The organism is Streptomyces sp. NPDC090108 (genome assembly GCF_044747185.1).
Lineage (GTDB): Bacteria > Actinomycetota > Actinomycetes > Streptomycetales > Streptomycetaceae > Streptomyces.
Genome location: NZ_JBIVDQ010000001.1, coordinates 1,060,056 through 1,082,834, shown reverse-complemented (window position 1 = coordinate 1,082,834; position 22,779 = coordinate 1,060,056). Strand labels below are relative to the sequence as shown.

The window sequence follows — 22,779 nt, the reverse complement described above, 5'->3', positions numbered from 1 at the left end:
TACACAACCTCGAATCGCGTGACACCACGTGATTCATCAGGTCATGGGGTCAGGGAGCGAGGGACGGACGGTGCGGGAGACGTTGAGGGGCTCGACACTCGCCGCTGAGAACGTCGCGGCCGGATATTTCGCGTCCTACTCGGTCGTGGGACTGCTCGCCCTCGTCGGCGTGCTCTTCGTCGCGGTCGCCTTCGGCGCGGGCCGCCTGCTGCGGCCCGTCGTGCCGACCCCCGAGAAACTCCTGACCTACGAGTGCGGTGTCGACCCAGTCGGCGAGGGCTGGGCCCACACCCAGGTCCGCTACTACGTCTACGCCTTCCTGTACGTGATCTTCGCGGTCGACTCGATCTTCCTGTTCCCCTGGGCGACGGTCTTCGCCGCCCCCGGCTACGGCGCGACGACCCTGGTGGAGATGTTCATCTTCCTGGGCTTCCTCGCCGTGGGCCTGCTGTACGCCTACAAGAAGGGCGTCCTGACATGGACGTGAACCCGGCCGTCCCGGAGCCCGTGGCCGCGGCGCCCGCCGCCGGGCCGGTGCTGCTTCCCGAGCCGAAGCGGCTGGGCACCCTCGCCCGGCTCGCTCCCGAGCCGATGAAGGTGATCCTCAACTGGGGGCGCCGCTACTCGCTCTGGGTCTTCAACTTCGGCCTCGCCTGCTGCGCGATCGAGTTCATCGCCGCGTCGATGGCCCGCCACGACTTCATCCGCCTCGGCGTCATCCCCTTCGCGCCCGGACCCCGCCAGGCCGACCTGATGGTCGTCTCCGGCACGGTCACGGACAAGATGGCCCCTGCGGTCAAGCGGCTGTACGAGCAGATGCCGGAACCCAAGTACGTCATCTCCTTCGGCGCCTGCTCCAACTGCGGCGGCCCCTACTGGGACTCCTACTCCGTCACCAAGGGCGTCGACCAGATCATCCCGGTCGACGTGTACGTCCCCGGCTGCCCGCCCCGGCCCGAGGCGCTGCTCCAGGGCATCCTCAAGCTCCAGGAGAAGATCGCCGAGGAGTCGCTGGCGCAGCGGTACGGCCCCTCCAAGGCCCCCCGCGCCTCGGCCGCCGCCCTGCAGAGCGGCCTGGTGAAGCCCCCGGTCCCCGCGGAGGCCGCGGTCCCCGCGAGCCCGGCGACCCCCGAGGCGCCTGGTGCGTCCGGTGCGCCCGGTGCGCCCGGTGCCTCCGCCTCCGCCGAGGGAGACGCGCGATGACCACGGCCGGCTGGCTGCCCGCCCCCGCCGGGGAACTCTTCGGCGCGGAGGCCACGGCCGAGGAGTCGTACGGCGTCCTGACCGTCGACGTCCCGCCCTCCGCCTGGCTCACCGCCCTGGAGACGGCCCGTACGGCCCTCTCCTGCACCTACTTCGACTGGCTGAGCGCGGTCGACGAGCCGGGCACCGGTTTCCGCGTGTCCGCCCACGTCGTCGCCCTGCACCCGGTGCGCCGCCTGCTGCTGCGCACCACCGTCCCGCACGAGGCGCCGGTCCTGCCGTCCGCCGTCGGTGTCTACGCCGGCGCGGCCTGGCACGAGCGCGAGACCCACGAGATGTTCGGGGTCGGCTTCGAGGGCCACCCGGGGCTGGACCACCTGCTCCTCCCGGAGAACTTCGAGGGCCACCCCCTGCGCAAGGACTTCGTCCTCGCCGCCCGTGTCGCCAAGGCCTGGCCCGGCGCCAAGGAGCCCGGCGAGTCCGACCACGGCGGTCCCAAGCGCCGCCAGATGCTGCCCCCCGGCGTCCCCGACCCGAACGAGTGGGGCCCCCTCAAGGGCCAGCTGCCCGCCGCCCCCGCCCGCCCGGCCCGGGGCGCGGGCCGCGCCGCAGGGGAACGCCCCGCGCGGGCGGCGGCCGGCGAGCGCCCGGTCCGGCGCGCCCGCACGGCCGCGGGCGGCTCCGCGAGCCAGGCGGCCGAGGGCGCGGCCGAGGCGGCCCAGGCGGTGGAGGCTGTCGAGGCGGTCGAGTCCGCAGGGACCACGGGAGCACCGGCAACACCTGCAACACCTGCGGCACCGGGCGGTACGGGTGCCACCGCCCGGCCGCGCCGTACGAGGAGCGCGAGCGAGGGCTCGGCGAGCCAGGCGGCGGGTCCGGCACCGACCGGTCCCGCGGCGACCGGTCCCGCAGCTACCGGTTCCGCGGCGACCGGGGCCGGGGAGGACGGCGGCACCGGAGCGGTCGCGCGGCCGGGCCGTACGAGGAGCGCGAGCGAGGGCTCGGCGAGCCGGCTCACCGGCTCGGACGCCCCGTGGCATCACGCGCGCCCGGCGTTCGAGGAACCGGAGCCGTCTCCCACCGCGGAGCCCGCCCCGGCGGGAACCCCGGAACCGGCCACGGAGCCGGCCCCCGAGCCGGCCGAGGAACCGGCCCCCGAGCCGTCGGCGGAGCCGGCCCCGGAGCCGGCCCCCGAGCCGTCGGCGGAACCGGCCCCCGAGCCGCCCGCGGAACCGGCTTCGGAGACCACCTCGGCGCCCCCTGCGGAGCAGACCCCGGAGCCCGCTTCCGAAGCGAGCCCGGAGCCGACCTCGGCGCCCACCTCGGAACCGGCCCTGGAGCCGACCTCGGCGCCCGCTGCGGAACCGGCCCCGGAGCCCGCCCCGGAGCCCGCTCCAGAAGCGGCCCCGGAGGCGGACGCCCCGCTCCCTGACGAGGCCGCCGCACCCGCGACCCCGGCCGATCCCGATCTCGATCCCGACAACGGCACCGGCACCCCCGACCACCGTCCCGGCACGCCCGGTACCCCCGACCACCCCACAGGAGGCCCGCAGTGAACGACGCGCTGGACGTCGCCCTGCGACTCCTGGTCGTCTTCGTCGTCTTCCTCACCTTCCCGCTGATCATCGGTCAGACCGAGCACAAGGTGATGGCCCACATGCAGGGCCGCCTCGGCCCGATGTACGCGGGTGGCTTCCACGGCTGGGCCCAGCTCGTCGCCGACGGTGTGAAGTTCGCGCAGAAGGAGGACGTGGTCCCGGCGAACGCCGACCGCCGCGTCTTCCAGCTGGCCCCCGCCGTGGCCCTGCTGCCCTACCTGCTCGTCCTGCTCGCCATCCCGATCGGCCCGAGCGCGGGAGCGGTCGGACAGGTCCTGGACGCGGGCGTCTTCTTCGTCCTCGCGGTGATGGGCGTCGGAGTCCTGGGCTCGCTGATGGCCGGCTGGGCCAGCGCGAACAAGTTCTCCCTGCTCGGCGGCCTGCGCACGGCCGCCCAACTGCTCGCCTACGAGCTTCCGATGCTGCTCGCCGCGGCCTCCGTCGCCATGGCGGCCGGCACGGTCTCCCTCCCCGGCATCCTGCACGCCTTCCACTGGTGGTGGGTGCCCTGGCAGATCACCGGCGCACTGGTGTTCTTCGTCGCCGGTCTCGCGGAGCTCCAACGGCCGCCGTTCGACATGCCCGTCGCCGACTCGGAGATCATCTTCGGCGCGTACACCGAGTACACCGGTCTCAGGTTCGCCCTGTTCCTGCTCGCCGAGTACGCCGGCATCGTCGTCCTGTGCGGTCTCACCACCGTCCTGTTCCTGGGCGGCTGGCACGGCCCCTGGGGCGCCGACGGCCTCGGCTGGGTGTGGACCCTGCTGAAGACCGCGATCCTCGCGTTCGTCGTCATCTGGCTCCGCGTCACCTACCCGCGCCTGCGTGAGGACCAGCTCCAGAAGCTCTCCTGGACCCTCCTCGTCCCCCTCTCCCTCGCCCAGATCGCCCTCACCGGCATCGTCAAGGTGGTGATCTCCTAACCATGGCCGAGTCCCTCCCGCCCACCAGGTCCCGCATCCCCGGCGCCGGCCTCGCCAAGGGCCTGGCCGTCACCCTGCGCACGATGACGAAGAAGACGGTCACCGAGCAGTACCCCGACGTCCAGCCCGAACTTCCGCCCCGCACCCGCGGTGTCATCGGCCTGTTCGAGGAGAACTGCACGGTCTGCATGCTGTGCGCCCGCGAGTGCCCGGACTGGTGCATCTACATCGACTCCCACAAGGAGACGGTCCCGCCGGCCGCCCCCGGCGGCCGCGAGCGCAGCCGCAACGTGCTCGACCGGTTCGCCATCGACTTCTCCCTCTGCATGTACTGCGGCATCTGCATCGAGGTCTGCCCCTTCGACGCCCTGTTCTGGTCCCCGGAGTTCGAGTACGCCGAGACCGACATCCACGAACTCACCCACGAGCGCGACAAGCTCCGCGAGTGGATGTGGACCGTCCCGGCCCCGCCCGCCCTGGACCCGAACGCGGAGGAGCCGAAGGAGATCGCCGCCGCCCGCAAGACCGCGGAGAAACTGGCCGCGGCCCAGCAACAGCAGCAAGAGGAACCGCAGCGACACGAACAGGGACAGGAGGGGGAGTCGTGAGTCTCGCCGCAGCACAGCACGCCGCCGCAGCACCGCACGGCTTCCTGTCCCCGACCGGCGTCGAGATCGCCTTCCTGCTCGTCGGCCTGGTCACCCTCGGCGCCGCGCTCGTCACCGTCACCACCCGGCAACTGGTGCACGCCGCCCTGTGGCTCGTGGTCACGCTCGGCGGCCTGGCCGTCGAGTACCTCCTGCTCACCGCCGAGTTCATCGCCTGGGTGCAGGTCCTCATCTACGTCGGTTCCGTCGTCGTCCTCCTCCTCTTCGGCCTGATGCTCACCAGGGCCCCGATCGGTCGCTCCCCGGACGCCGACTCGGGCAACCGCTGGGCCGCCCTCACGGTCGCGGTCGCCGCGGCCGTCGCCCTGGTCTGGGTGGTCGTCGACGCCTTCCGCGCGACCTGGATGGATCTGAGCGGCCCGGCCGCCGGCTCCACCCGCGTCACGGGCCAGAGCCTCTTCCAGAACTGGGTCCTGCCCTTCGAGGCCCTCTCCGTCCTCCTCCTCGCCGCCCTGGTCGGCGCGATCGTGCTGTCCCGCAAGGCGAAGGCCGACGCGGCGGACGCGCCCCCCGCCGCCCCCACCGCCGCGACCGGCACCGCGGGTCCCGCGACCCTCACCGGCAGGCCCACCCCCGGCGAGCAGGAAGGCGCCCGCTGATGCACCTCGCCTACCCCGCCGTCCTCTCCGCCCTCCTCTTCTGCACCGGCCTGTACGGCGTCCTCGCCCGGCGCAACGCGATCCTGGTCCTGATGTCGGTCGAGCTGATGCTCAACGCCGTCAACCTCGACCTGGTCGCCTTCGACGTCTGGCTCAGCCACGCCGCCCGGGACACCCTGCACTCCGGCCAGGCGCTGACCCTGTTCACCATCGCCATCGCCGCCGCCGAGATCGGCATCGGCCTCGCGATCGTCCTGGCCGTGTACCGCAACCGCGGCACCTCCGACATCGACAAGCTCCGCGACACCGCCGAGGGCCCCGCCGGCGACGGCGACGGCACCCACGGGGCCGAGAAGGCTGAGGCCACCGCGTGACCACGACCACCCTCGCCGTCCTCGTCCCCGTCCTGCCCTTCCTGGGCGCCGCGGCCGGCCTGCTCCTCGGCCGCACCGCCCCCGGATTCGTCCGCCCGCTCGCCGTGCTCCCGGCCCTGGCCTCGCTGGTGCTGGCCGCGCTGGTCGCCGCGCGGCAGGGCGGCGGCCGCACCCTCGACGCCCACACGCTGCTGACGCCCACCGGTTCGGTCCCGGTCGACCTGGCCCTGCACATCGACGGCTTCGCGGCCCTCGTCGCGGTCCTGGTCGCCTTCGTCGCGACCTGCGTGCAGCTCTACTCGACGGGCTACCTGCGCGAGGACCCGCGCTACCCCTCCTACGCGGCGCTCGTCTCCCTGTTCACCTCCGCGATGCTCCTCGTCGTCTACTCGGGCGACCTGATGGTGCTCCTGGTCGGCTGGGAGGTCATGGGCATCTGCTCCTACTTCCTCGTCGGCCACTACTGGGAGACCCCGGAGGCGCGCGCCGCCTCCATCAAGGCCTTCCTCGTCACCAAGCTCGGTGACGTGCCGTTCCTCATCGGCCTGTTCGCCCTCGGCACCGACGCCGGCTCCTTCCGCATCACCCGGATCCTCGACACCGTGGCGAGCGGCGGACTGCACCATCCGACCCTGATCGCCCTGCTGCTCCTCGCGGGCGTGGCCGGCAAGTCGGCGCAGTTCCCGCTGCACACCTGGCTCCCGGACGCGATGGCGGGCCCGACCCCCGTGTCGGCGCTGATCCACGCCGCGACCATGGTCGCCGCCGGTGTCTACTTCGTCGCGCGTCTCCTCCCCGTCTTCGAGGCCTCCCGGGCCGCGATGCTGGTGCTCGCCGTGATGGCCGCCGTCACCATGACCGGCTCCGGCCTCGCCGCCCTCGCCCAGGACGACATCAAGCGCGTCCTCGCCTACTCGACGATCGGCCAGCTCGGCTACATGACCGGCGCCCTCGCCGTCGGCGACCGCGGCGCCGCCGTCTTCCACCTCCTGTCCCACGGCGCCTTCAAGGCCCTGCTGTTCCTCGCCGCCGGTGTGGTCATCCACGCCTCCGGCACCAACTCGCTGGCCGCCATGTCCCGCATGGGCCACCTGCGCGAGCGTGTCCCGGACGCCTTCTGGACGATGACCGTGGCCCTGCTCGCGCTCGCCGCGATCCCGCCCTTCAGCGGCTTCTTCTCCAAGGAGTCCGTCCTCGGCGCCGCCGAACACGTCGCCGACGGCAGCACCGCGCACGCGCCCGCCGCCGCGGGCTGGGTCGTCCTCGTCGCCGGCCTGGTCACCGCGCTGCTCACCGCCGCCTACGCCACCCGGCTGTGGCTGCTGGCCTTCCACGGCCGGGGCGCCGAGGCCCCCCGGCACGGCCGTCAGCCGCTGTCCATGACCGTGGTCCTGTGGGTGCTCGCCGTGCCGTCCCTCGCCTTCGGCGGGCTCGCCTACCGCTCACTGCCCGGCTGGTTCGACGGCGTGGCCCTGGCCCCGACCCTGCTCACCTCCATCCTCGGCACCGGCCTCGCCCTGGCCGGCGGTCTGCTCACCTACGGCACCTGGCAGCGCACCCGCCCGCTCGCCGCCCGTACCCCGCTGGGCGCGGTCGCCGCCCACCCCGAGGGCGACGCCGGCCAGGTCGAGGCCGAGGCCATCGCCACCCACACCCCGGCCTACGGCGACATCGCCGCCGCGTCCGATCCGGCGGACCCCGCGCGGCTGCTCCTCGGCCCGCTGCGGCGCCCCGCCGCCGCCGGCTTCCACCTGGACGCCGTGTACTCCGCGCTGTTCGTCCGCCCGGTCCTCGCCGGCGCGAGCCTCGTGAGGTTCCTCGACCGCGAGGTCGTCGACACCTACGTGCGCGGCGCCGCCGCGCTGCCCCGGCTGCTCGGAGCCGCCGTACGCCGGGCCCAGACCGGCAACGTCCAGACCTATGTGAGCGCGCTGCTCGCCGGTACCGTCGTCCTGACGGTCGCCGTCCTTCTCGTCGCCTCGGGAGCGTGAGCGGCCGTGATCGATATCAACGAGTCCGTCATGCGGGCCCTTCTGGCGTTCGTCGTCGTCGGCCCGCTCCTCGGCGCCGCCGCCGCTCTCCTGCCGGCGCCGCCCGGACTGAAGGGGAAGTCGCCCGAACAGGCCGTGCTGCGGCACGGCGTGACCGTGACCGGCGTGGTCCTCATCGCCGCGATCGTCCTCGCGCTCGGCTTCGACCACAGCCACCCGTCGAGGATGCAGGCCCAGACCGACATCAGCTGGATCCCCGCGCTCGACGTCCGGATCCACCTCGGCGTCGACGGCATCTCCCTCCCCCTTCTGGTCCTGACCGCGCTGCTGACCTTCCTCTGCGCGCTCTACTCGTACTTCAAGCCGCCCACGGGCCCGTCCCCGAAGGCCTTCGTCGCGCTGGTGCTCCTGCTCGAGTCCGGCACCCTCGCGACCTTCGCCGTCCTCGACCTGCTGCTGTTCTTCCTCGCGTTCGAGACCGTGCTCATCCCGATGTACTTCCTCATCGCCCGCTGGGGCGGCGCGGGACGGACCCGGGCCGCCTGGAAGTTCATCCTCTTCACGCTGCTCGGCTCCGTCGTCATGCTGCTCGGCCTGCTCCTGATCGGGATCAAGGCGGGCACGTTCGACATGGTGGCACTCGCCACTGACAACGGCCGCTCACTGACCATGTCCGTGCAGGTCATCGCCGTTCTGGCGATCGGGATCGGCCTCGCGGTCAAGACCCCGATGTGGCCGCTGCACAGCTGGCTGCCCGACGCCCACACCGCCGCCCCGACCGTCGGCTCCGTGATGCTGGCCGGCGTACTGCTGAAGATGGGCACGTACGGGTTCGTGCGGATCCTGCTGCCGATCGCGCCGCACGGCTTCCACACCTTCGCCCCCTACCTCGCCGCGTTCGCCGTCGTCGGCATCGTCTACGGGTCCCTGGCCTGCCTTGCCCTCGTCAGACAGGGCGCGAACGGCGACCTGAAGCGGCTCATCGCCTACTCCTCCGTCGGCCACATGGGCTTCGTCCTGCTGGGCATCGCCACCATGACCCCGACCGGCGTGAACGGCGCCCTGTTCGCCAACATCGCCCACGGCCTCATCACCGGCCTGCTGTTCTTCCTGGTCGGAGCCCTCAAGGACCGCACCGGCAGCACCGACCTCGACACCCTGGCGAAGGAGACCGGCGCCGCCCTGTACGGGCGCGCGCCGCGCTTCGGCGGCCTCCTCGCCTTCGCCGCCGTCGCCTCCCTCGGACTGCCCGGCCTCGCCGGCTTCTGGGGCGAGATGCTGTCCCTGTTCGGCGCGTTCGAGCCCGCCGCCGGCCTCAGCCGCCCGGCGTTCCTCACCTTCATGGCCGTCGGCGCCTTCGGCACGCTGCTGACCGCCGCGTACCTGCTCGCCGTGGTCCGCCGCGTCTGCATGGGCACCGTGCCCCGGGACACGCCGGAACTCGCCGACGTGCGCGGCTACGAGTTCGCGGCCTGGACCCCGCTCGCCGTCCTCACCGTCGTCGCCGGACTGTGGCCGAGAGCCCTGCTCGGCCTGACCGACCCGGCCGTGCACCAGCTCCTCGCAGGAGGCTCCCGATGAGCGCCCCGGCTCTCTCCCTGGCCGGCCACCTGGTCGCGTACGCGGTCCAGCCCCTGTCCGAGTCCGGAGCCCGCCACGTGATCCACTCCGCCGCCCCGTCGACGGTCCCGTCGCTGGTCCAGTCCGTCGACTGGCTCGCCGTCGCCCCGCCCGTCATCGCCGCCGTCGTCGGACTCGCGGTCCTGGTCGCCGACCTGTTCCTGCCCGAGGCGCGCAAGCCCGTCCTCGGCTGGGTGTCGGTGGCGGGACTGGCCGCCGCGGCACTGATGCTGCTGCCTCTCCTGGACGGCGACCGCAGCACCTTCTGCCTGCCCGGGACCGGCCCCACGCGCGCGTGCAGCTACACCGCCGACCACTTCACCCTGGTCATCCAGTTCCTCGTCCTCGGCGGCGCCCTCCTCACGGCGCTCCTGTCGGTGACCGGCGTCGCGGACGAACGCCGCCGCGTCCCGGCGGGGGAGTTCTGGTTCCTGCTGCTCCAGTCCGCGGCCGGCGCCGCCCTGCTGCCGGCCTCCCGCGACCTGGCCACCCTCGTCGTCGCCCTGGAGGTCACCACCCTCCCGGCGTTCGCCCTCGTCGGCATCCGGCACGGCGACAAGCGGTCGTCCGAAGCGGCCCTGAAGTTCTTCCTGTCGTCCGTCACCGCCACGGCCGTGAGCCTGCTGGGCATCAGCTTCGTCTACGCCACCACGGGCACCCTCTACCTCACCCAGGTGGCCCAGCGGATCCAGCACGTCGACGGCCAGTTCCACACCCTCGCCCAGACCGGCGTCGTCCTCACCCTGGTCGGCTTCGCCTTCAAGACGGCCGCCGTTCCCTTCCACTTCTGGGTCCCCGACACCTATGTGGGCGCTCCGCTGCCCGTCGCCGCCTACCTGTCGGTCGTCGGCAAGGCGGCCGGGTTCTCCGGCCTGATCCTCGTCACCGTCCTCGCGTTCCCGTCGTACGCCGACGTGTGGGCGCCCGCCCTCGCCGTCCTGGCCGCGCTCACCATGACCGTGGGCAACGTCGGCGCCCTGCGCCAGCAGGCCACGCGCGCGTACAGCGCCGTACGGCTGCTCGCCTGGTCCTCCGTCGGCCAGGCCGGCTACCTGCTGGTGCCGATCGCCGCCGCCGGGTACACCAAGGACGCCCAGAAGGCGATCGGCTCCACCGTGGCGTACGCCCTCATGTACGCCGTCGTGAACCTCGGCGCCTTCGCCGTGGCCGCCCTGGTGGGCCGCGCGAAATCCCTCAACCGGGTGAGCGACTACCGCGGCCTGTACGCCACCAACCCGGTGACCGCCGTCCTGATGGCCTTCTTCCTGCTGTGCCTGGCCGGACTGCCGCCGGGCGTCATCGGGCTGTTCGCCAAGGTCACCGTGTTCTCGGCGGCCGTCGACGCGGGCCTCGGCTGGCTCGCCGTCGTCATGGCCGTCAACGTCGTCGTCGCCCTGTACTACTACCTCCAGTGGACGGCTCTGCTCTTCCGCGCACCCGAGGGCGAACCCGTACGGCACCGGGTCCCGGCCCCCCTCACCGCCGCGCTCACCCTCACCGGCGCCCTCTCCGTCGCTCTCTCCGTCGCGCCCCAGCTGGTCCTGGGCTTCGCGGCCGCCGGCCTGTTCTGAGGCCCGCGCGGCCGCGGCCGCGCGGGCGTAAGCGCACGTCACCCGTACGGCGGCCCCGCGCGGCGGCGGACGGCAGGGAACTCGCGACCGCCGCCTGGCGTTGACCAGAGCGGAAGGGTCCACTGGACCGAAGGGTCCCCTGCCGCACGACTTGGAGGGCGTAACCGTGCACCGCCGGCACAACGGGCTCAGGACCGCCGTACTCCTCGGGGGACTGTCCGCACTCATCATCGTCATCGGCAGCTTCTTCGGCCGCACCGGGCTGATCGTCGCCGTCGTGATCGCGCTCGGCACGAACGCGTACGCGTACTGGAACAGCGACAAGCTGGCGCTCCGCGCGATGCGCGCCCGCCCGGTCAGCGAGTTCGAGGCCCCCGCGCTCTACCGCATGGTCCGCGAGCTCTCCACGCAGGCCCGGCAGCCCATGCCGCGTCTGTACATCTCCCCGACGGAGGCCCCCAACGCCTTCGCCACCGGCCGCAACCCGCGCAACGCGGCGGTGTGCTGCACCGAGGGCATCATGCGCCTGCTCGACGAGCGGGAGCTGCGCGGAGTCATCGGCCACGAGCTGAGCCACGTCTACAACCGCGACATCCTCATCTCGTCCGTCGCCGGCGCCCTCGCCTCGGTGATCATGTTCCTGGTCAACTTCGCGTGGCTCATCCCCGTCGGCCGCTCGGACGACGACGACGGCCCCGGCCTGCTGGGCATGCTGCTGATCATGATCCTCGGCCCGCTCGCCGCCACCCTGATCCAACTGGCCATCAGCCGCTCCCGCGAGTACGAGGCCGACGCCTCGGGCGCCCAGCTCACCGGCGATCCGCTGGCTCTCGCCGGGGCCCTGCGCAAGCTGGAGATCGGCACCCAGCAGCTGCCGCTGCCCCCCGAGCCGCGCATCGAGACCGCGAGCCACATGATGATCGCGAACCCGTTCCGCGCCGGCCAGGGCCTGACCAGGATGTTCTCCACCCACCCGCCCATGGCGGAGCGGATCGCCCGCCTGGAGAAGCTGGCGGGCCGGAACCGGTGAAGACCGGCCCTGCCCCGTCCTGAAGGCCGTCCGGCACGCTCCGGGCGGCCTCCGGCCGTTCCGCGCCCGTCATCCGGACACCCGCAGGTCCGATTCGGCCATCTTGGTCATAGGAAGCCCAAGGAAGACCTGGCTCCTGGCAAAGTCGGCAGCCTAAACGGCTTGTGGATTGATCTAGCCCTGTCAAGAATGCAGATCACCGCACAGAGGGTTGTGCGTCGAAGAACTGCATATGGGGGGATATCGCATGACCGTGCCACATCGCACACGGCGGCACAGAGCCATGGGCCTGGCCCTGGCGTCGTGCCTGGCGGCCCTGGGGGGAAGCCTGGTGCCCGCACCCGCGGCGTTCGCGGCCGACTCGCGGGGGAGGTCGTCCGTCGACGACCACGAGATCCGCTGGGAGGACGGGACCAGGTTCGACGACGCCCGGAAGTGGGCCGCCACCGCCTGGTACAACGACGACTACAACCTGAAGAAGGTCAAGATCGCCCCCGACGCGTGGGACACGATCGCCGACCTGGAGTGGAAGGACGACACCCGCAAGGACGTCTCCTGGGTGGCGCAGTGGCGCCCCCACACCGGCGCGGACGCGATCGTCATGAACCGGGCCTTCCTCGATGACGGGAAGAAGTACGGCAGCAAGGGGTGGCGGCGCAAGGCGGCCGCGCACGAGATGGGTCACGCCCTGGGCCTCGACCACAAGGCCAACGGCACGCTGATGTCGAAGACCATCGGTTACATCCCGTCCAACGCGCGCCCGACGACGACCGACCGCAACGGCTACCACAACCTCTGGGACTGATGACCTTGAAGCGGAAGACTGTTCTGATCGCAGCCGGTGCCGCTTTCGTGGTGACGGCCGGCGTCGCGGGCACCGCCGCGTACCAGCACGCGAGCGAGCGCGGCGAAGCCTCCTCGACGGGGCTGGAACTGACCTACGACGCGGACTTCTCCGACGACGCGAACCTCGCGGGCGAGGCCGAAGACCTCTTCTACGGCAAGGTCACCGCCCTGAAGGGCCAGAAGGACCTGGGGATCGGCGCCGAGACCCAGTACGCCGTGCAGGTGCAGCGCGTCTTCAAGGGCGATGTGACCGGCACCGTCGTCGTCAACCAGCAGGGCGGCAAGGACGCGGACGGCAACCTCGTCGATCTGCCCGACGGCGACGCCCTGATCCAGGTCGGCAACCGGTACCTGTTCGCGACGAAGTACAACGCGGACCAGCGGTTCAACACGCTGATCCCCGTGTACGGGGACGTGCCGATCCCGAACACGGAGGCCGGCGCCCCGGGGGTTCCGGACGCGGACGGCGACGGGCAGTCCACCATGTCCGACCGGTGGGTCGCCGCCGTGAAGGACCAGTCCGACCTGTCGACGGCGCCGCCGGCCGACGACCCGACGGAGGAGCCCGCCGACGACCCGACGCCGGAGGCTTCCCCCTCGTAGGACTCCTGACGCCGGTGGAACCGGGCCGGGCCGCCCGGTTCCGTCCGGTTCAGCGGCCGCCGAACCCCTCGTCGCTCGGTACGACCTCTCGCCCCAGGGGCATGAGGGAGATCGGGATCAGCTTGAGGTTCGCCCAGCCGAAGGGGATCCCGATGACCGACAGGAACAGCGGGATGCTGGTGACGAGGTGGCCGATGGCGAGCCACCAACCCGCGACGATGATCCAGATCACGTTGCCGATCAGCGAGCCCGCTCCGGCGCCGGGCTTCTCGACCGTCGTACGCCCGAAGGGCCAGAGCACGAAACCGGCGATCCGCAGCGACGCGACGCCGAACGGGATCGTGATGATCAGGACGAAGCAGATCAGCGCGGCCAGCGTGTAGGCGAGGGCCAGCCAGATCCCGCAGAAGACCAGCCAGAGGATGTTGAGGATCAGGCTGACGATTTTCATGGTCGCTTCCCCTTCGCGGGCGGCTGCCGTACCCGGCCTCACCGGCAAGTATCCGGCGCCCGGGGACGAAGCGGAACCGCAGGACCGGCGCGGGAGGGCCCTGAGCGCGGGAAATCCCCGCGCCGTACGCCGGGCGACCGTCCCCGCGCCGTACGCCGGGCGGCAGTCCCCGCGCCGCGTGCCGGGACAGCCGCCGCAACCGTGCGGTGCCCCCGGGGCGTCCTCATCACCGGTACGGCCTCAGCCGTACGGCACGGACGGGCGCGACGGGCACCGGTCTCATGGAATTCTCAGAAACCGGACCGTGCGGGCCCAGCACGGGAGGGCAGGTTCACGGCATGAGCATCATCGCTTGGATCATCCTCGGCCTGCTGGCCGGAGCAATCGCCAAGATCCTGCTGCCGGGCCGCGACCCCGGCGGCTTCATCGGAACGACCCTCATCGGCATCGCCGGTGCGTTCATCGGCGGCTGGATCTCGGCCCGCTGGCTGGGCCATCCGGTCTCCAAGCAGTTCTTCGACGGAGCCACCTGGACCGCCGCCATCGGCGGTTCCCTCGTCCTGCTGATCGCCTACCGTCTGCTGTTCGGCAACTCGCGGGACTGACCGGCCGCGCGCGACGGCCGGACGGTACGGCACGCGCGACGCCTGGACCGTACGGCGAACGCGGCGGCCGGACCGTACGACGAGAGGGTGGGCGTCCCACGACGGGGCGCCCACCCTTCTCGCGTCTCGCCCGCGGGTGCGGGCACCCGGGTGCTACCGGTAGTTCACGAACTGCAGGGCGAAGTCGAAGTCCTTGCCCTTGAGCAGCGAGATCACGGTCTGCAGGTCGTCGCGGCTCTTGGAGGTGACACGCAGCTCCTCGCCCTGGACCTGGGCCTTGATGCCCTTGGGGCCCTCGTCGCGGATGATCTTCGCCACCTTCTTCGCGTTCTCCTGGGAGATGCCCTCCTCGATCGTCGCGAAGATCTTGTACTCCTTGCCGGACAGCTGGGGCTCGCCGGCGTCCAGGGCCTTCAGCGAGATGCCCCGCTTGACCAGCTTGGACTGGAAGACGTCGAGGACAGCGTTCACCCGGTCCTCGGAGTTCGCCTCCATGAGGATCTTGTCACCGGACCACGAGATCGAGGCGCCCACGCCCTTGAAGTCGTAGCGCTGCGAGATCTCCTTGGCGGCCTGGTTGAGGGCGTTGTCGACCTCCTGCCGCTCGACCTTCGAGACGATGTCGAAACTGGAGTCGGCCATGTCCTGTGGCTCCTTGTATCGGGGGTGCGTAACGGGTGCGTCCGGCGTGCGAGTCGGCGGCCGCCGAGCCCGGCGAAGCGCCGGGCCGCATCCGCACCAGCCTAGGGCCTGTCCTCCGGATCCCGCCGGGGTCGCCGGGTCCGGCACGCGCGTCCACGGCGTCGCCGGGCCCGATCCCGCGGCGCCGGCACCGGCCGCCGTCACGCCCCCAAGGGCGCAGATCAATCGGGTGGCGAAGCACCCCTCCGCATCGGGTATTGTTTACGTCGTTGCCAGGGAGCACCGCCGAAAAGCGGTTCGAACGGCAGCAACCCAGGCGGTGTGCCCGAGCGGCCAAAGGGAGCAGACTGTAAATCTGCCGGCTCAGCCTTCCCAGGTTCGAATCCTGGCGCCGCCACACTGGGGAAGACCCCCTTCGATCAGCCATCACGGCGGATCGGAGGGGGTCTCTTCGTTCTTCCGACCGGGGTGCGCCCCCCAGCTGTCCCCCAGGCGTCCTGATGGGGAGTGCACGCCCGTGCGCGGGCTTCCGTCCGGACCCCGCCGTAGCCGGTGTGCCGGGTCAGTCCTCCGTGCGGGGTCCGGAACCCGCGGCCGTTCTCGCGCCTCCAGGTGCAGCGGCGTAGACCGCTGGAATGCGGGATTCCCGGACCTGCCGGCCCCGGCGGCTCAGTGCCAGTTGGTGTCGTGGGTGAGTCGGTGGTGGTGGCTGTCGTACTGGTCGACCGCGGTGATGGTGTGTCCGTCGGGGACGGGCGCGGCCCAGGCGCGGTAGACGGTGCCGGGCACGGTGACGGTGGTGGCCTTGAGCCGGGTGCCGTCGGAGAGGGTGACCAGGCCGTAGGCGACGTCGGCTTCCGGGTCGGCGACCATCAGCCGGCTGCCGGTGAGGCCCTTGTCGTGGAGGCTCCACAGGCCCATTTCGCCCGACGTGCGGGGGTCGTGGGTGCCGCTGACGGTCTGGCAGTCGGACCAGGGGCCGCCCTGGTGGTCGATGCGGACGCCCCCGATGTACATGCGCTGACACAGCAGTGACGTGTCCGGTGCCGTGGTTCCGTCCAGGTCCGCGGGCGGGGTGTAGCCCTTGGGCAGGGTTCGGTGGAACTCCAGCGCCACCGACCAACGGTGCCCGTCCGTCGTCCCCCCGGCCACCCGCACACCGACCGTGTCGGGAGCCGGGGCGGAGGGGGAACTCGCGACGGGTGAGGGCCGGAGCGCGGGGGCGACGGCAGCAGGTGGTGGCTTCAGGAACGCGACCGCCAGGCCGAGGCCGAGGACGCAGGCGGCACTTGCCGCGGCAGCCACCGCGGCACGGCGGCGTCTCCTGCGGGCGCGCCCGGCGGTCAGGATCCGGTCGACGGGAGCCGGGGACGAGGGGTAGGCCTCGCGTGACCGGGCGAAAGCGGCGCGCACCCAGTCCTCTTGGCCGTGGTGTGGAGTCATCGTGCCTCTGCGGGGCGACTGGGCAGGTAGGTACGGGCGAGGGCCGACCGGGAGCGCAGTTTGGCCAGGGCCCGGGACGCCTGGCTCTTCACGGTGCCGGCCGAACAGCCGAGGATGTCCGCCACTTCCTCGACGGACAGATCCTCGCAGTAGCGCAGCACCACGACCGCTCGCTGCCGTTCGGGCAGATCGGCGAGCTCGCGGGCCAGGGCGTCGAACGCGTCCACGTCTTCGACACCGGCCCCGTCGTCGCGGACGGGGCCGGTGTCGGGCAGTGACGGGAGAAGGAGGTGGGTGATCCTGCGGCGGCGATGCCGGCTGCGGTTGGTGTTGACCAGCGCGCGGCGGACATAGTGCTCGGCGCGCTCCGGATCCAGCCGCCGCCAGTGCGGGTACACCTTCACCAGCGTCGTCTGCACCAGGTCCTCCGCTTCGTGGAAGTCGCCGGTGAGCAGGTACGCGGTGTGGGTCAGGGCCCGCCAACGGGCGGCGACGAACCGGGTGAACTCCGCGTCCGGTCCGCCGGCCGAGGCCTCGCGGTCACATGGCTGCACAGCAGGAGATGCCCGTCCTTCGTGCTGGTCAGCGCCAGTAGGTGTCGTGGGTGAGCCGGTGGTGGTGGCTGTCGTACTGGTCCACCGCGGTGATGGTGTGTCCGCCGGGGACGGGCGCGGCCCAGGCGCGGTAGACGGTGCCGGGGACGGTGACGGTGGTGGCCCTGACCCGGGTGCCGTCGGAGAGCGAGACCACCCCGTAGGCGACGTCGGCTTCCGGGTTGGAGACCATCAGCCGGCTGCCGCTCAGACCCTTGTCGTGCAGGCCCCACAGGCCCATTTCGCCCGCGGCCCGGCGGTCCTGGGTGCCGGTGACACCCTGGCAGTCGGACCAGGGTCCGCCCTGGTGGTCGATGCGGACGCCCCCGATGTACATGCGCTGACACAGCAGCGCCGTGCTCGGTGTCGAGTCTCCGGCCGGGTCCTTGGGCGGGGTGTAGCCCTTGGGCAGCGTCCGGTGGAACTCCAGCGCCACCGACCAACGGTGCCCGTCCACCCGGCCCTTGCCGATCACCTGCGTGACCACCTGCGGTGTCTGCGGCACCTGCCGGTGGGCCCGGTGGACGGAAGCAGGCCGGGCGGCGGCTACGGAGGCGGGTGCGGAGGCGGCGGGTGCGGAGGCGGCGGGTGCGGACGACGCCGGGTGGGCGGCCGGACCCGAAGCCGCCTCGCTCGCGGAAGCACCGAACGAGACCCCTCCGAGCGCGGCGATCGCGACGGTCGCCAGGGCTGCCTTTCTGGCAAGACTGAGAGCCATCGAGCGTTTTCTCCTTCAAAGCTGCCGCCCGGCACCACGCCGGGCGGTCCTCGACGGCCGGCGCGCTGGGCCCGCGTGCCGGCCTGCGGCGACCACCAGGAGCGGTGGCCGCGGCTTGGACGTCCGCCCGTAGGTACTCCCGGACACCCGCGGCGGGTTGCACGCCCGCGCGACATCGCTTCACCAGATTTTTTTGGCCGCCCCGGGCACGGGGTCGCTTCCTGTGCGAGGTCCGTTCGATTCCGCTCCCGGGGACAACTAGGGTCGCCCGCATGGGTGGGGAGACCGGGACGCCGAGCGTCCCAGAAACAGATGTCCGCACGTGTCTGAGATGCGGGGAGGCGCTGCCCGAACGGCGGATCCCGCGATTCTTCTGCTCGGCCTGGCACGCGTCCCAGGCGGCCTTCACGGCCCTGATCGGGCTTTTCGTGGCCGAGAGGTTCGGCCTGCGCATCGTGCGCACGGTCCTGCGCGCCGTCCACCTCTACGGATGGGTCCGCTCCCAGAGCGGCTGAACCGCACCGCGTACCGCCGGTCCGGGCCGTGCGGCCGAGGGCCCCGCGCGAGCGCTCGTGGGGGCGCACCCCGGGTGACATGACCGGACACACGCGGGCAAGGGCCCCGTGGCCTGCGGGAGGCAGGTCACGGGGCCCTTGGCGGTGTCCGTGGACGCCGTGGTCAGCGGCTGTCCGCGTGGGGTGGCCGCGTCAGTGACGGGCCGTCGGCTCAGTGGCGGCCGCCGCCGCGGTGGTGGTCGCCACCGTCACGACGGTGGTCGCCTCCGTCGCGGTGGCCGTTGCCCCAGGAGGCGACGTCGACCACGTGGCGGTGGTCGTCGCGCAGGGTGGCGGTGTCCCGCTGGTCCCAGACGGAGTTGCGGCGGTCCTGGAACAGGTCGTGGCGGGTGTCGCGGCCGATGCCCGTGTGGACGCGGACGGTGGAGCGCCCGTCCAGGCGGTAATGGTGGAACGTGTAGGTGTGGCCGGCGCGGTCGGAGAGGGTCCAGCCGTCGAGGTTCACCGAGCGGCGCTGGCTGTTGGTGATCTCGACCCACTCGCTGTTCAGGGCCCGGTTGGAGTGGGGGCCGCGGAAGCCCGAGTCGTGCTGCACCTCACTGATCCGCACGGTGTCCCGGTGCGAGCGGCCGTGGTCGGCGGCCGAGGCCGGCACGGCGACCGCCGCGGTGATGGCCGCGGCGGTCAGCGCGGCGGCAGTCAGACGGCGAGCGGTCGTGGATACGGTCACTGTTTCTCCCTGCGTGGAGCGAGCGAGGGCGACCGGTCGGCCGCCGTGGTCACACCGTGCCCACGATTCGCGGGGAATGGGGATGCGACGTGTCGATCGTTACCGGTCATCCATATTTCGGTGACTCTTTCCTGTATGGTCCATTTATGTGCTGAATGCAGAGAGTTGACGCATGCTCAGCGGCGCGGGCCAAGTGGCGCTTGACCTGCGGATCCGATGCGCCAGGCCGCGCCACCCCGGTGGCGGACAGGCCGTCACCCGAAAGTGAGTAACGGCCGAAAAGGGCAGGGCACACTGACGGCATGTCCTCACGTCGTAGAACCTGTCCTGTGTGCCGCCGCGACATCGCCGTCGTCGCGGGGCGCTTCGCCCGGCACGATCCACCGGGGGAGGCGCGGGGGCACGACGAGCTCGTCTCGTGTTCGGGTTCGCGGCAGCACGCACAACTGGGAGCGCTCCAGCCGTCGTTGGACGGCTACACCCTGCCGGACTTCCCCGGGCAACTGCCCCTGTTCTGACCCGGGCCCGCAGTCTCCCGCACCCTGACCCGGGCCCGCAGCCTCCCTGGCGCCCGCACCCTGACCCGGGCCCGCAGCCTCCCTGGCGCCCGCGCCCTGCCCGGGCGCGCGCCCTCCCGCGCCCTGCCCGGTCGCTCAGTTGCCCGCGACCGACTTCACCGCCACCGACACCGGGGTCGACCCGCCGATCAGCTCCAGCGTCAGGCCGGCCGTCGCCGAGGTCTCCACCAGCTCGGCCAGGACGGCCGCCACGTCGTCCCGGGGGACCGGGCCGCGTCCGGTGTGCGCCTCCAGGCGGACCAGCCCGGTGCCGGCGTCGTCCGTCAACGCACCGGGACGCAGAATCGTCCAGTCGAGCGCGTCCTGTCGGGTGACGAACGCGTCGGCCTCGCCCTTGGCGCGCAGGTACACGTCGAAGACGTCGTCCCCCGGGTGCCCGGGGTCCGCGCCCATCGAGGAGACCACCAGGAAGCGCCGTACGCCCGCGCGCACGGCCGCCTCCGCGAACAGCACCGCCGCGTTCCTGTCCACCGTCTCCTTGCGGGCCGTCCCGCTGCCCGGGCCCGCGCCGGCCGCGAACACCGCCGCGTCCGCGCCCCGGAGACGGTCGGCGACCTCCTCCACCGACGCCGACTCCAGGTCGAGCAACACCGGTTCGGCGCCGACCGCCCGCAGGTCGTCGCCCTGCTCGGCCTTGCGGATGATTCCCGCGACCTCGTCCCCGCGCCGGGCGAGCAGCCGTTCCAGCCGCAGCGCGATCTGACCATGACCACCAGCGATGACAATGCGCATGCGTCCGACCGTACGCCCGAAGCGCCGCCTCCGCCGCACCCGTCAAGGCCGTTCAGGGATCGTTCAGGGGCCCCGCGGGGCCCGACCCCGGGCGCCCTGGGGGTCGATCCCCTACGGCCCCTCCCCGCGCCCCTGACGCGGCAGCCCCGGCTCCGCCTCCACCGCCGAGTTGCAGTACTCGCGGACCGCGCTCGTGCGGGCGACCACCCGGCCGCGGTGGACGACGATCCGGCTGTAGGCGAGCGAGAGGGCACCGGACAGGTGGTCGCCGCGTACGGCGAGGAGTTCGGCGGGGAAACCCGCCTCGACCCGCACCTCGGGGAGGCCCAGGACGGCACGGGCGGACGCGCTCACGGCGTCGTAGGCGGCCTGCGGGCGCAGGCCGTGTCCCGAGGCGAGGAGATAGGCCGCCTCCAGGGGGTCGGCGCGGCCGACCGGGTTGGCGACGTCCCGGAGCGCGCCGCCGCCCGCCGCCACCCGCACCCCGGCCGCCCGCAGGATCCGTACCGGGGCCGTGCCCCGGCGCTCGGAACCGGCGCAGCCGCCCTGGGGCAGGCACACGACCGTGACACCGGCCGCCGCGAGCTGGTCGGCGGCCCGGGTGACGGCCTCGGCGGGCAGGCGGGCGAGCCCGGCGCACGGCCCGATCGTCACCCCGGGACGCATGCCGCCCGCCATGGCCGCGAGCCGCGACAGCCGCGCGGTGTCGGTGGCGTCGGTGTGCAGGTCCACCGGGCAGCCGTGTTCGGAGGCCACCTCCAGGACGGCCTCCACGTAGCCCGTCGGGTCCGGGTCCAGGTCAGGGCAGCCGCCCACCGCGGTGGCGCCCATCTTCACCGCGTCCCGCAGCATCGCGAGCCCGTCGGCGCCGGCCGCCCCGGTGAGCAGCCGGGGCATCGCGACCGTGGTCAGCTCCGCGAGCCCGCGCAGCGAACGCCGGGCCTGGAGCACCGCCTCCAGCGCGCTCAGGCCCTGCACGTCGCCGACCCGCACGTGCGCGCGCACCGCCGTCGCGCCGTGCCCGAGCTGCAGCAGGGCCGCCTCCGTGGCCCGCCGCTGCACGTCCTCGGGGGTGTACGACACCGGGCCGGGCCGCTCGGCGGAGAGCGCGGTGTCTCCGTGGGCGTGCGGCTCGGCCGGAGCCGGCAGGAGCAGGTAGCCGCTGAGGTCCACACGCGTGACACCGGCCCGGCACGACCCCGGGGACAGGCTGCCGGCCGTGCCGACCGCCTCGATCCGCCCGCCGCCCAGCCGTACGTCCACCCTGCGGCCGTCGGTCAGCCGCGCCCCGCACAGCAGGAGGGCGGCCGGGTCGCCCTGCCCCGGGGACCCCGGCGAGTTCGACGACCACGGATGCGGCTGCGGCTGACTGTCGGTCATCGGACTCCATGGGTCGGGGCCGGGGCCGGGGGTGCTCGGACGGGCCGCGCGGGGGCTTCGGGAGCGCGGTGGATTCAAGATCACGCAAAGGCCGAGCCTAGGGTCGGCAACCCCTGGGGGCGCGGAGGAGCGCAATAGTCGTACCGGCGTGGTCCACCCATGGCGGTACGCGTGTCGCCCGCACGCGTGGCGTGCGCCGCGTTCCCCGGCGGAGGCCGGACGGCAGACTCCGGCCGTACGCCGCGTTTGCCGGCGGGGGCCGGACGGCAGACTCCGGCCGCACGCCGCGTTCCCCGGCGCGGCCGGGCAGCCCCGGCCGCGCACCGACCTGGCGACGATCCCGCCGCGCCCGCGCACGAACCCGGCGGCCGGTTCCGTCCGCGCACGACCCCGGCGGCTCGCCGCGCCCGCGCCCGCGCGCCGCCCCGGCGGCCGGTTCCGCCGAATCCGGCGGCCCGTCCCGGTGACTCTTCGTGCACGGCACGCCCCGGTCGCAGCTCGGCCGCCCAGACGTCCGGTCCGGCCCTGCGCTCGCCTGTCCGCCCGCTATGGGCGCCCCGGCCGTTCTGGCCCGTCCGGGCATGGACCGGGCCTGCTGCCCTCGCGCACAGGGGCCGGCGGGGTCCTGCCCGCCGCACCCGCCGCACCCGCCGCACCTGCCCCACCCGCCGACCCGGCCGTCCGGGTCGGCCCCTGCGGCCGCCGCTCCCGCGAGCAGGGCCGTCCCGGTGTGGACCGCACCCGCCCTCCCGGCACCGGCCCCGATGCTGCGCCCGGCCCCGCCGGACCGCCCGTGCGGCTGTCGTCCCATGGGGTTCGCGGGGCTGCGGGGAGGCCTGGGATCAGGGGCTCGGGGGGTGTCCGGATACGGATTTGGGCGATCGGCTGCGGACCGTGTAATGTCTTCCTCGCTCGCCCCAATAGCTCAGTCGGCAGAGCGTCTCCATGGTAAGGAGAAGGTCAACGGTTCGATTCCGTTTTGGGGCTCTGGTGTGAGAGGTTCCCGTCGCAAGGCGGGAACTGATCTCATCAAAGCGGTGTAGCTCAGTCGGTAGAGCAAGCGGCTCATAATCGCTGTGTCACCGGTTCAAGTCCGGTCACCGCTACACACGGTAGCCGATTGCGGGGTCGGTCCTTCGATCGGCTACTCTGTTATGCGTTAAACCTATCCGTTCGTCCTAGGAGCACTCACGTGGCTGCCACCGACGTCCGCCCGAAGATCACGCTGGCCTGCGTGGAGTGCAAGGAGCGGAACTACATCACCAAGAAGAACCGGCGTAACAACCCGGACCGAATGGAGATGAAGAAGCACTGCCCGCGTTGCAATGCGCACACCGCGCATCGCGAAACGCGATAATTCAGGCTC

Annotated in this window: 25 protein-coding genes and 3 tRNA genes; 20 read left to right on the top strand and 8 right to left on the bottom strand. The window is 72.6% G+C overall.

Going from position 1 to position 22,779, the window contains the following annotated elements:
- Positions 1-70: 70 nt before the first annotated feature.
- The 13 genes from ACIPRD_RS04815 to ACIPRD_RS04755 all read left to right on the top strand — a co-directional run bounded on the left by ACIPRD_RS04815 (position 71) and on the right by ACIPRD_RS04755 (position 13,026).
- Positions 71-487 carry an NADH-quinone oxidoreductase subunit A gene (locus ACIPRD_RS04815; RefSeq protein ID WP_356401000.1) on the top strand — a complete coding sequence of 139 codons (417 nt, stop codon included), beginning with the start codon at positions 71-73 and terminating at the stop codon, positions 485-487.
- Positions 478-1,203, top strand: a complete 726-nt coding sequence (nuoB, locus tag ACIPRD_RS04810) for an NADH-quinone oxidoreductase subunit NuoB (RefSeq protein ID WP_401559834.1) — start codon at positions 478-480, stop codon at positions 1,201-1,203. The genes ACIPRD_RS04815 and nuoB overlap by 10 nt, the downstream gene beginning before the upstream one ends.
- Positions 1,200-2,759: an NADH-quinone oxidoreductase subunit C gene (locus ACIPRD_RS04805; RefSeq protein WP_401559831.1), complete on the top strand. Its 1,560-nt coding sequence runs from the start codon at positions 1,200-1,202 to the stop codon at positions 2,757-2,759. Before nuoB ends, ACIPRD_RS04805 begins: the two co-directional genes overlap by 4 nt.
- Positions 2,756-3,724 (top strand): NADH-quinone oxidoreductase subunit H, encoded by a 969-nt coding sequence (locus ACIPRD_RS04800; RefSeq protein WP_401559828.1) that lies wholly within the window; start codon positions 2,756-2,758, stop codon positions 3,722-3,724. The genes ACIPRD_RS04805 and ACIPRD_RS04800 overlap by 4 nt, the downstream gene beginning before the upstream one ends.
- Before the next feature lie 2 nt (positions 3,725-3,726).
- Positions 3,727-4,332 (top strand): NADH-quinone oxidoreductase subunit I, encoded by a 606-nt coding sequence (locus tag ACIPRD_RS04795; RefSeq protein WP_356400992.1) that lies wholly within the window; start codon positions 3,727-3,729, stop codon positions 4,330-4,332.
- Positions 4,329-4,991 carry an NADH-quinone oxidoreductase subunit J gene (locus tag ACIPRD_RS04790; protein WP_356400990.1) on the top strand — a complete coding sequence of 221 codons (663 nt, stop codon included), beginning with the start codon at positions 4,329-4,331 and terminating at the stop codon, positions 4,989-4,991. Before ACIPRD_RS04795 ends, ACIPRD_RS04790 begins: the two co-directional genes overlap by 4 nt.
- A complete protein-coding gene (gene nuoK / locus ACIPRD_RS04785; protein ID WP_356400988.1) occupies positions 4,991-5,365 on the top strand; it encodes an NADH-quinone oxidoreductase subunit NuoK in 375 nt (124 codons plus the stop codon). The genes ACIPRD_RS04790 and nuoK overlap by 1 nt, the downstream gene beginning before the upstream one ends.
- Entirely contained in the window at positions 5,362-7,356 is a 1,995-nt protein-coding gene (locus tag ACIPRD_RS04780; RefSeq protein ID WP_401559823.1) for an NADH-quinone oxidoreductase subunit L, read from the top strand. Before nuoK ends, ACIPRD_RS04780 begins: the two co-directional genes overlap by 4 nt.
- A 6-nt stretch (positions 7,357-7,362) precedes the next feature.
- A complete protein-coding gene (locus tag ACIPRD_RS04775; protein WP_401559820.1) occupies positions 7,363-8,937 on the top strand; it encodes a NuoM family protein in 1,575 nt (524 codons plus the stop codon).
- Entirely contained in the window at positions 8,934-10,547 is a 1,614-nt protein-coding gene (locus ACIPRD_RS04770) for an NADH-quinone oxidoreductase subunit N (protein WP_401559817.1), read from the top strand. Before ACIPRD_RS04775 ends, ACIPRD_RS04770 begins: the two co-directional genes overlap by 4 nt.
- Before the next feature lie 166 nt (positions 10,548-10,713).
- A complete protein-coding gene (gene htpX, locus ACIPRD_RS04765) occupies positions 10,714-11,577 on the top strand; it encodes a zinc metalloprotease HtpX (protein ID WP_356400980.1) in 864 nt (287 codons plus the stop codon).
- Between the two features lie 247 nt (positions 11,578-11,824).
- The gene (locus ACIPRD_RS04760; protein ID WP_356400979.1) at positions 11,825-12,382 is read left to right on the top strand and encodes a matrixin family metalloprotease; all 558 of its coding nucleotides are present in this window, start codon (positions 11,825-11,827) and stop codon (positions 12,380-12,382) included.
- Positions 12,382-13,026 (top strand): hypothetical protein, encoded by a 645-nt coding sequence (locus ACIPRD_RS04755; protein WP_401559813.1) that lies wholly within the window; start codon positions 12,382-12,384, stop codon positions 13,024-13,026. Before ACIPRD_RS04760 ends, ACIPRD_RS04755 begins: the two co-directional genes overlap by 1 nt.
- Positions 13,027-13,075: 49 nt before the next feature.
- On the opposite strand, the gene ACIPRD_RS04750 is transcribed toward ACIPRD_RS04755, so the two are convergent.
- Positions 13,076-13,477: a YccF domain-containing protein gene (locus ACIPRD_RS04750; RefSeq protein ID WP_356400975.1), complete on the bottom strand. Its 402-nt coding sequence runs from the start codon at positions 13,475-13,477 to the stop codon at positions 13,076-13,078.
- 338 nt (positions 13,478-13,815) lie between these two features.
- Between ACIPRD_RS04750 and ACIPRD_RS04745 the strand changes: the two genes are divergently transcribed.
- The gene (locus tag ACIPRD_RS04745; protein WP_356400974.1) at positions 13,816-14,082 is read left to right on the top strand and encodes a GlsB/YeaQ/YmgE family stress response membrane protein; all 267 of its coding nucleotides are present in this window, start codon (positions 13,816-13,818) and stop codon (positions 14,080-14,082) included.
- A gap of 153 nt (positions 14,083-14,235) precedes the next feature.
- Here ACIPRD_RS04745 and ACIPRD_RS04740 read toward each other — a convergent pair whose 3' ends face one another.
- A complete protein-coding gene (locus tag ACIPRD_RS04740; protein ID WP_356400972.1) occupies positions 14,236-14,724 on the bottom strand; it encodes a YajQ family cyclic di-GMP-binding protein in 489 nt (162 codons plus the stop codon).
- A gap of 315 nt (positions 14,725-15,039) precedes the next feature.
- Between ACIPRD_RS04740 and ACIPRD_RS04735 the strand changes: the two genes are divergently transcribed.
- Positions 15,040-15,121, top strand: a tRNA-Tyr gene (locus ACIPRD_RS04735).
- Positions 15,122-15,393: 272 nt separating this feature from the next.
- On the opposite strand, the gene ACIPRD_RS04730 is transcribed toward ACIPRD_RS04735, so the two are convergent.
- Genes ACIPRD_RS04730 through ACIPRD_RS04720 form a run of 3 tightly spaced genes read right to left on the bottom strand, consistent with a single transcriptional unit; the run spans position 15,394 to position 17,478 of the window.
- On the bottom strand, positions 15,394-16,167 hold the full coding sequence (locus ACIPRD_RS04730) for a hypothetical protein (RefSeq protein WP_401559809.1): 774 nt from the start codon (positions 16,165-16,167) through the stop codon (positions 15,394-15,396).
- Positions 16,164-16,721 carry a SigE family RNA polymerase sigma factor gene (locus ACIPRD_RS04725; RefSeq protein WP_401559806.1) on the bottom strand — a complete coding sequence of 186 codons (558 nt, stop codon included), beginning with the start codon at positions 16,719-16,721 and terminating at the stop codon, positions 16,164-16,166. Before ACIPRD_RS04725 ends, ACIPRD_RS04730 begins: the two co-directional genes overlap by 4 nt.
- Positions 16,722-16,749: 28 nt before the next feature.
- Complete coding sequence (locus ACIPRD_RS04720; RefSeq protein WP_401559803.1) at positions 16,750-17,478, bottom strand: hypothetical protein; 729 nt, start codon at positions 17,476-17,478, stop codon at positions 16,750-16,752.
- Positions 17,479-17,750: 272 nt separating this feature from the next.
- Between ACIPRD_RS04720 and ACIPRD_RS04715 the strand changes: the two genes are divergently transcribed.
- Entirely contained in the window at positions 17,751-17,993 is a 243-nt protein-coding gene (locus tag ACIPRD_RS04715) for a hypothetical protein (RefSeq protein WP_401559801.1), read from the top strand.
- A 211-nt stretch (positions 17,994-18,204) separates the two neighbouring features.
- Here the strand turns inward: ACIPRD_RS04715 and ACIPRD_RS04710 are convergent, their stop codons facing one another.
- Positions 18,205-18,723 (bottom strand): lamin tail domain-containing protein, encoded by a 519-nt coding sequence (locus ACIPRD_RS04710; protein ID WP_356400963.1) that lies wholly within the window; start codon positions 18,721-18,723, stop codon positions 18,205-18,207.
- 302 nt (positions 18,724-19,025) lie between these two features.
- Between ACIPRD_RS04710 and ACIPRD_RS04705 the strand changes: the two genes are divergently transcribed.
- Entirely contained in the window at positions 19,026-19,241 is a 216-nt protein-coding gene (locus tag ACIPRD_RS04705) for a hypothetical protein (RefSeq protein WP_356400962.1), read from the top strand.
- A 135-nt stretch (positions 19,242-19,376) separates the two neighbouring features.
- On the opposite strand, the gene ACIPRD_RS04700 is transcribed toward ACIPRD_RS04705, so the two are convergent.
- Positions 19,377-20,033: an NAD(P)H-binding protein gene (locus tag ACIPRD_RS04700; RefSeq protein WP_356400960.1), complete on the bottom strand. Its 657-nt coding sequence runs from the start codon at positions 20,031-20,033 to the stop codon at positions 19,377-19,379.
- A 111-nt stretch (positions 20,034-20,144) separates the two neighbouring features.
- On the bottom strand, positions 20,145-21,413 hold the full coding sequence (locus ACIPRD_RS04695) for an amidohydrolase family protein (RefSeq protein ID WP_356400958.1): 1,269 nt from the start codon (positions 21,411-21,413) through the stop codon (positions 20,145-20,147).
- Positions 21,414-22,327: 914 nt separating this feature from the next.
- Here ACIPRD_RS04695 and ACIPRD_RS04690 point away from each other — a divergent pair.
- From ACIPRD_RS04690 to rpmG, 3 genes are all read left to right on the top strand, one after another.
- Positions 22,328-22,400 (top strand) — tRNA-Thr (locus tag ACIPRD_RS04690).
- A gap of 46 nt (positions 22,401-22,446) precedes the next feature.
- Positions 22,447-22,519, top strand: a tRNA-Met gene (locus ACIPRD_RS04685).
- Between the two features lie 86 nt (positions 22,520-22,605).
- Positions 22,606-22,770, top strand: a complete 165-nt coding sequence (rpmG, locus tag ACIPRD_RS04680) for a 50S ribosomal protein L33 (protein ID WP_018834916.1) — start codon at positions 22,606-22,608, stop codon at positions 22,768-22,770.
- The last annotated feature ends 9 nt before the right edge of the window (positions 22,771-22,779 follow it).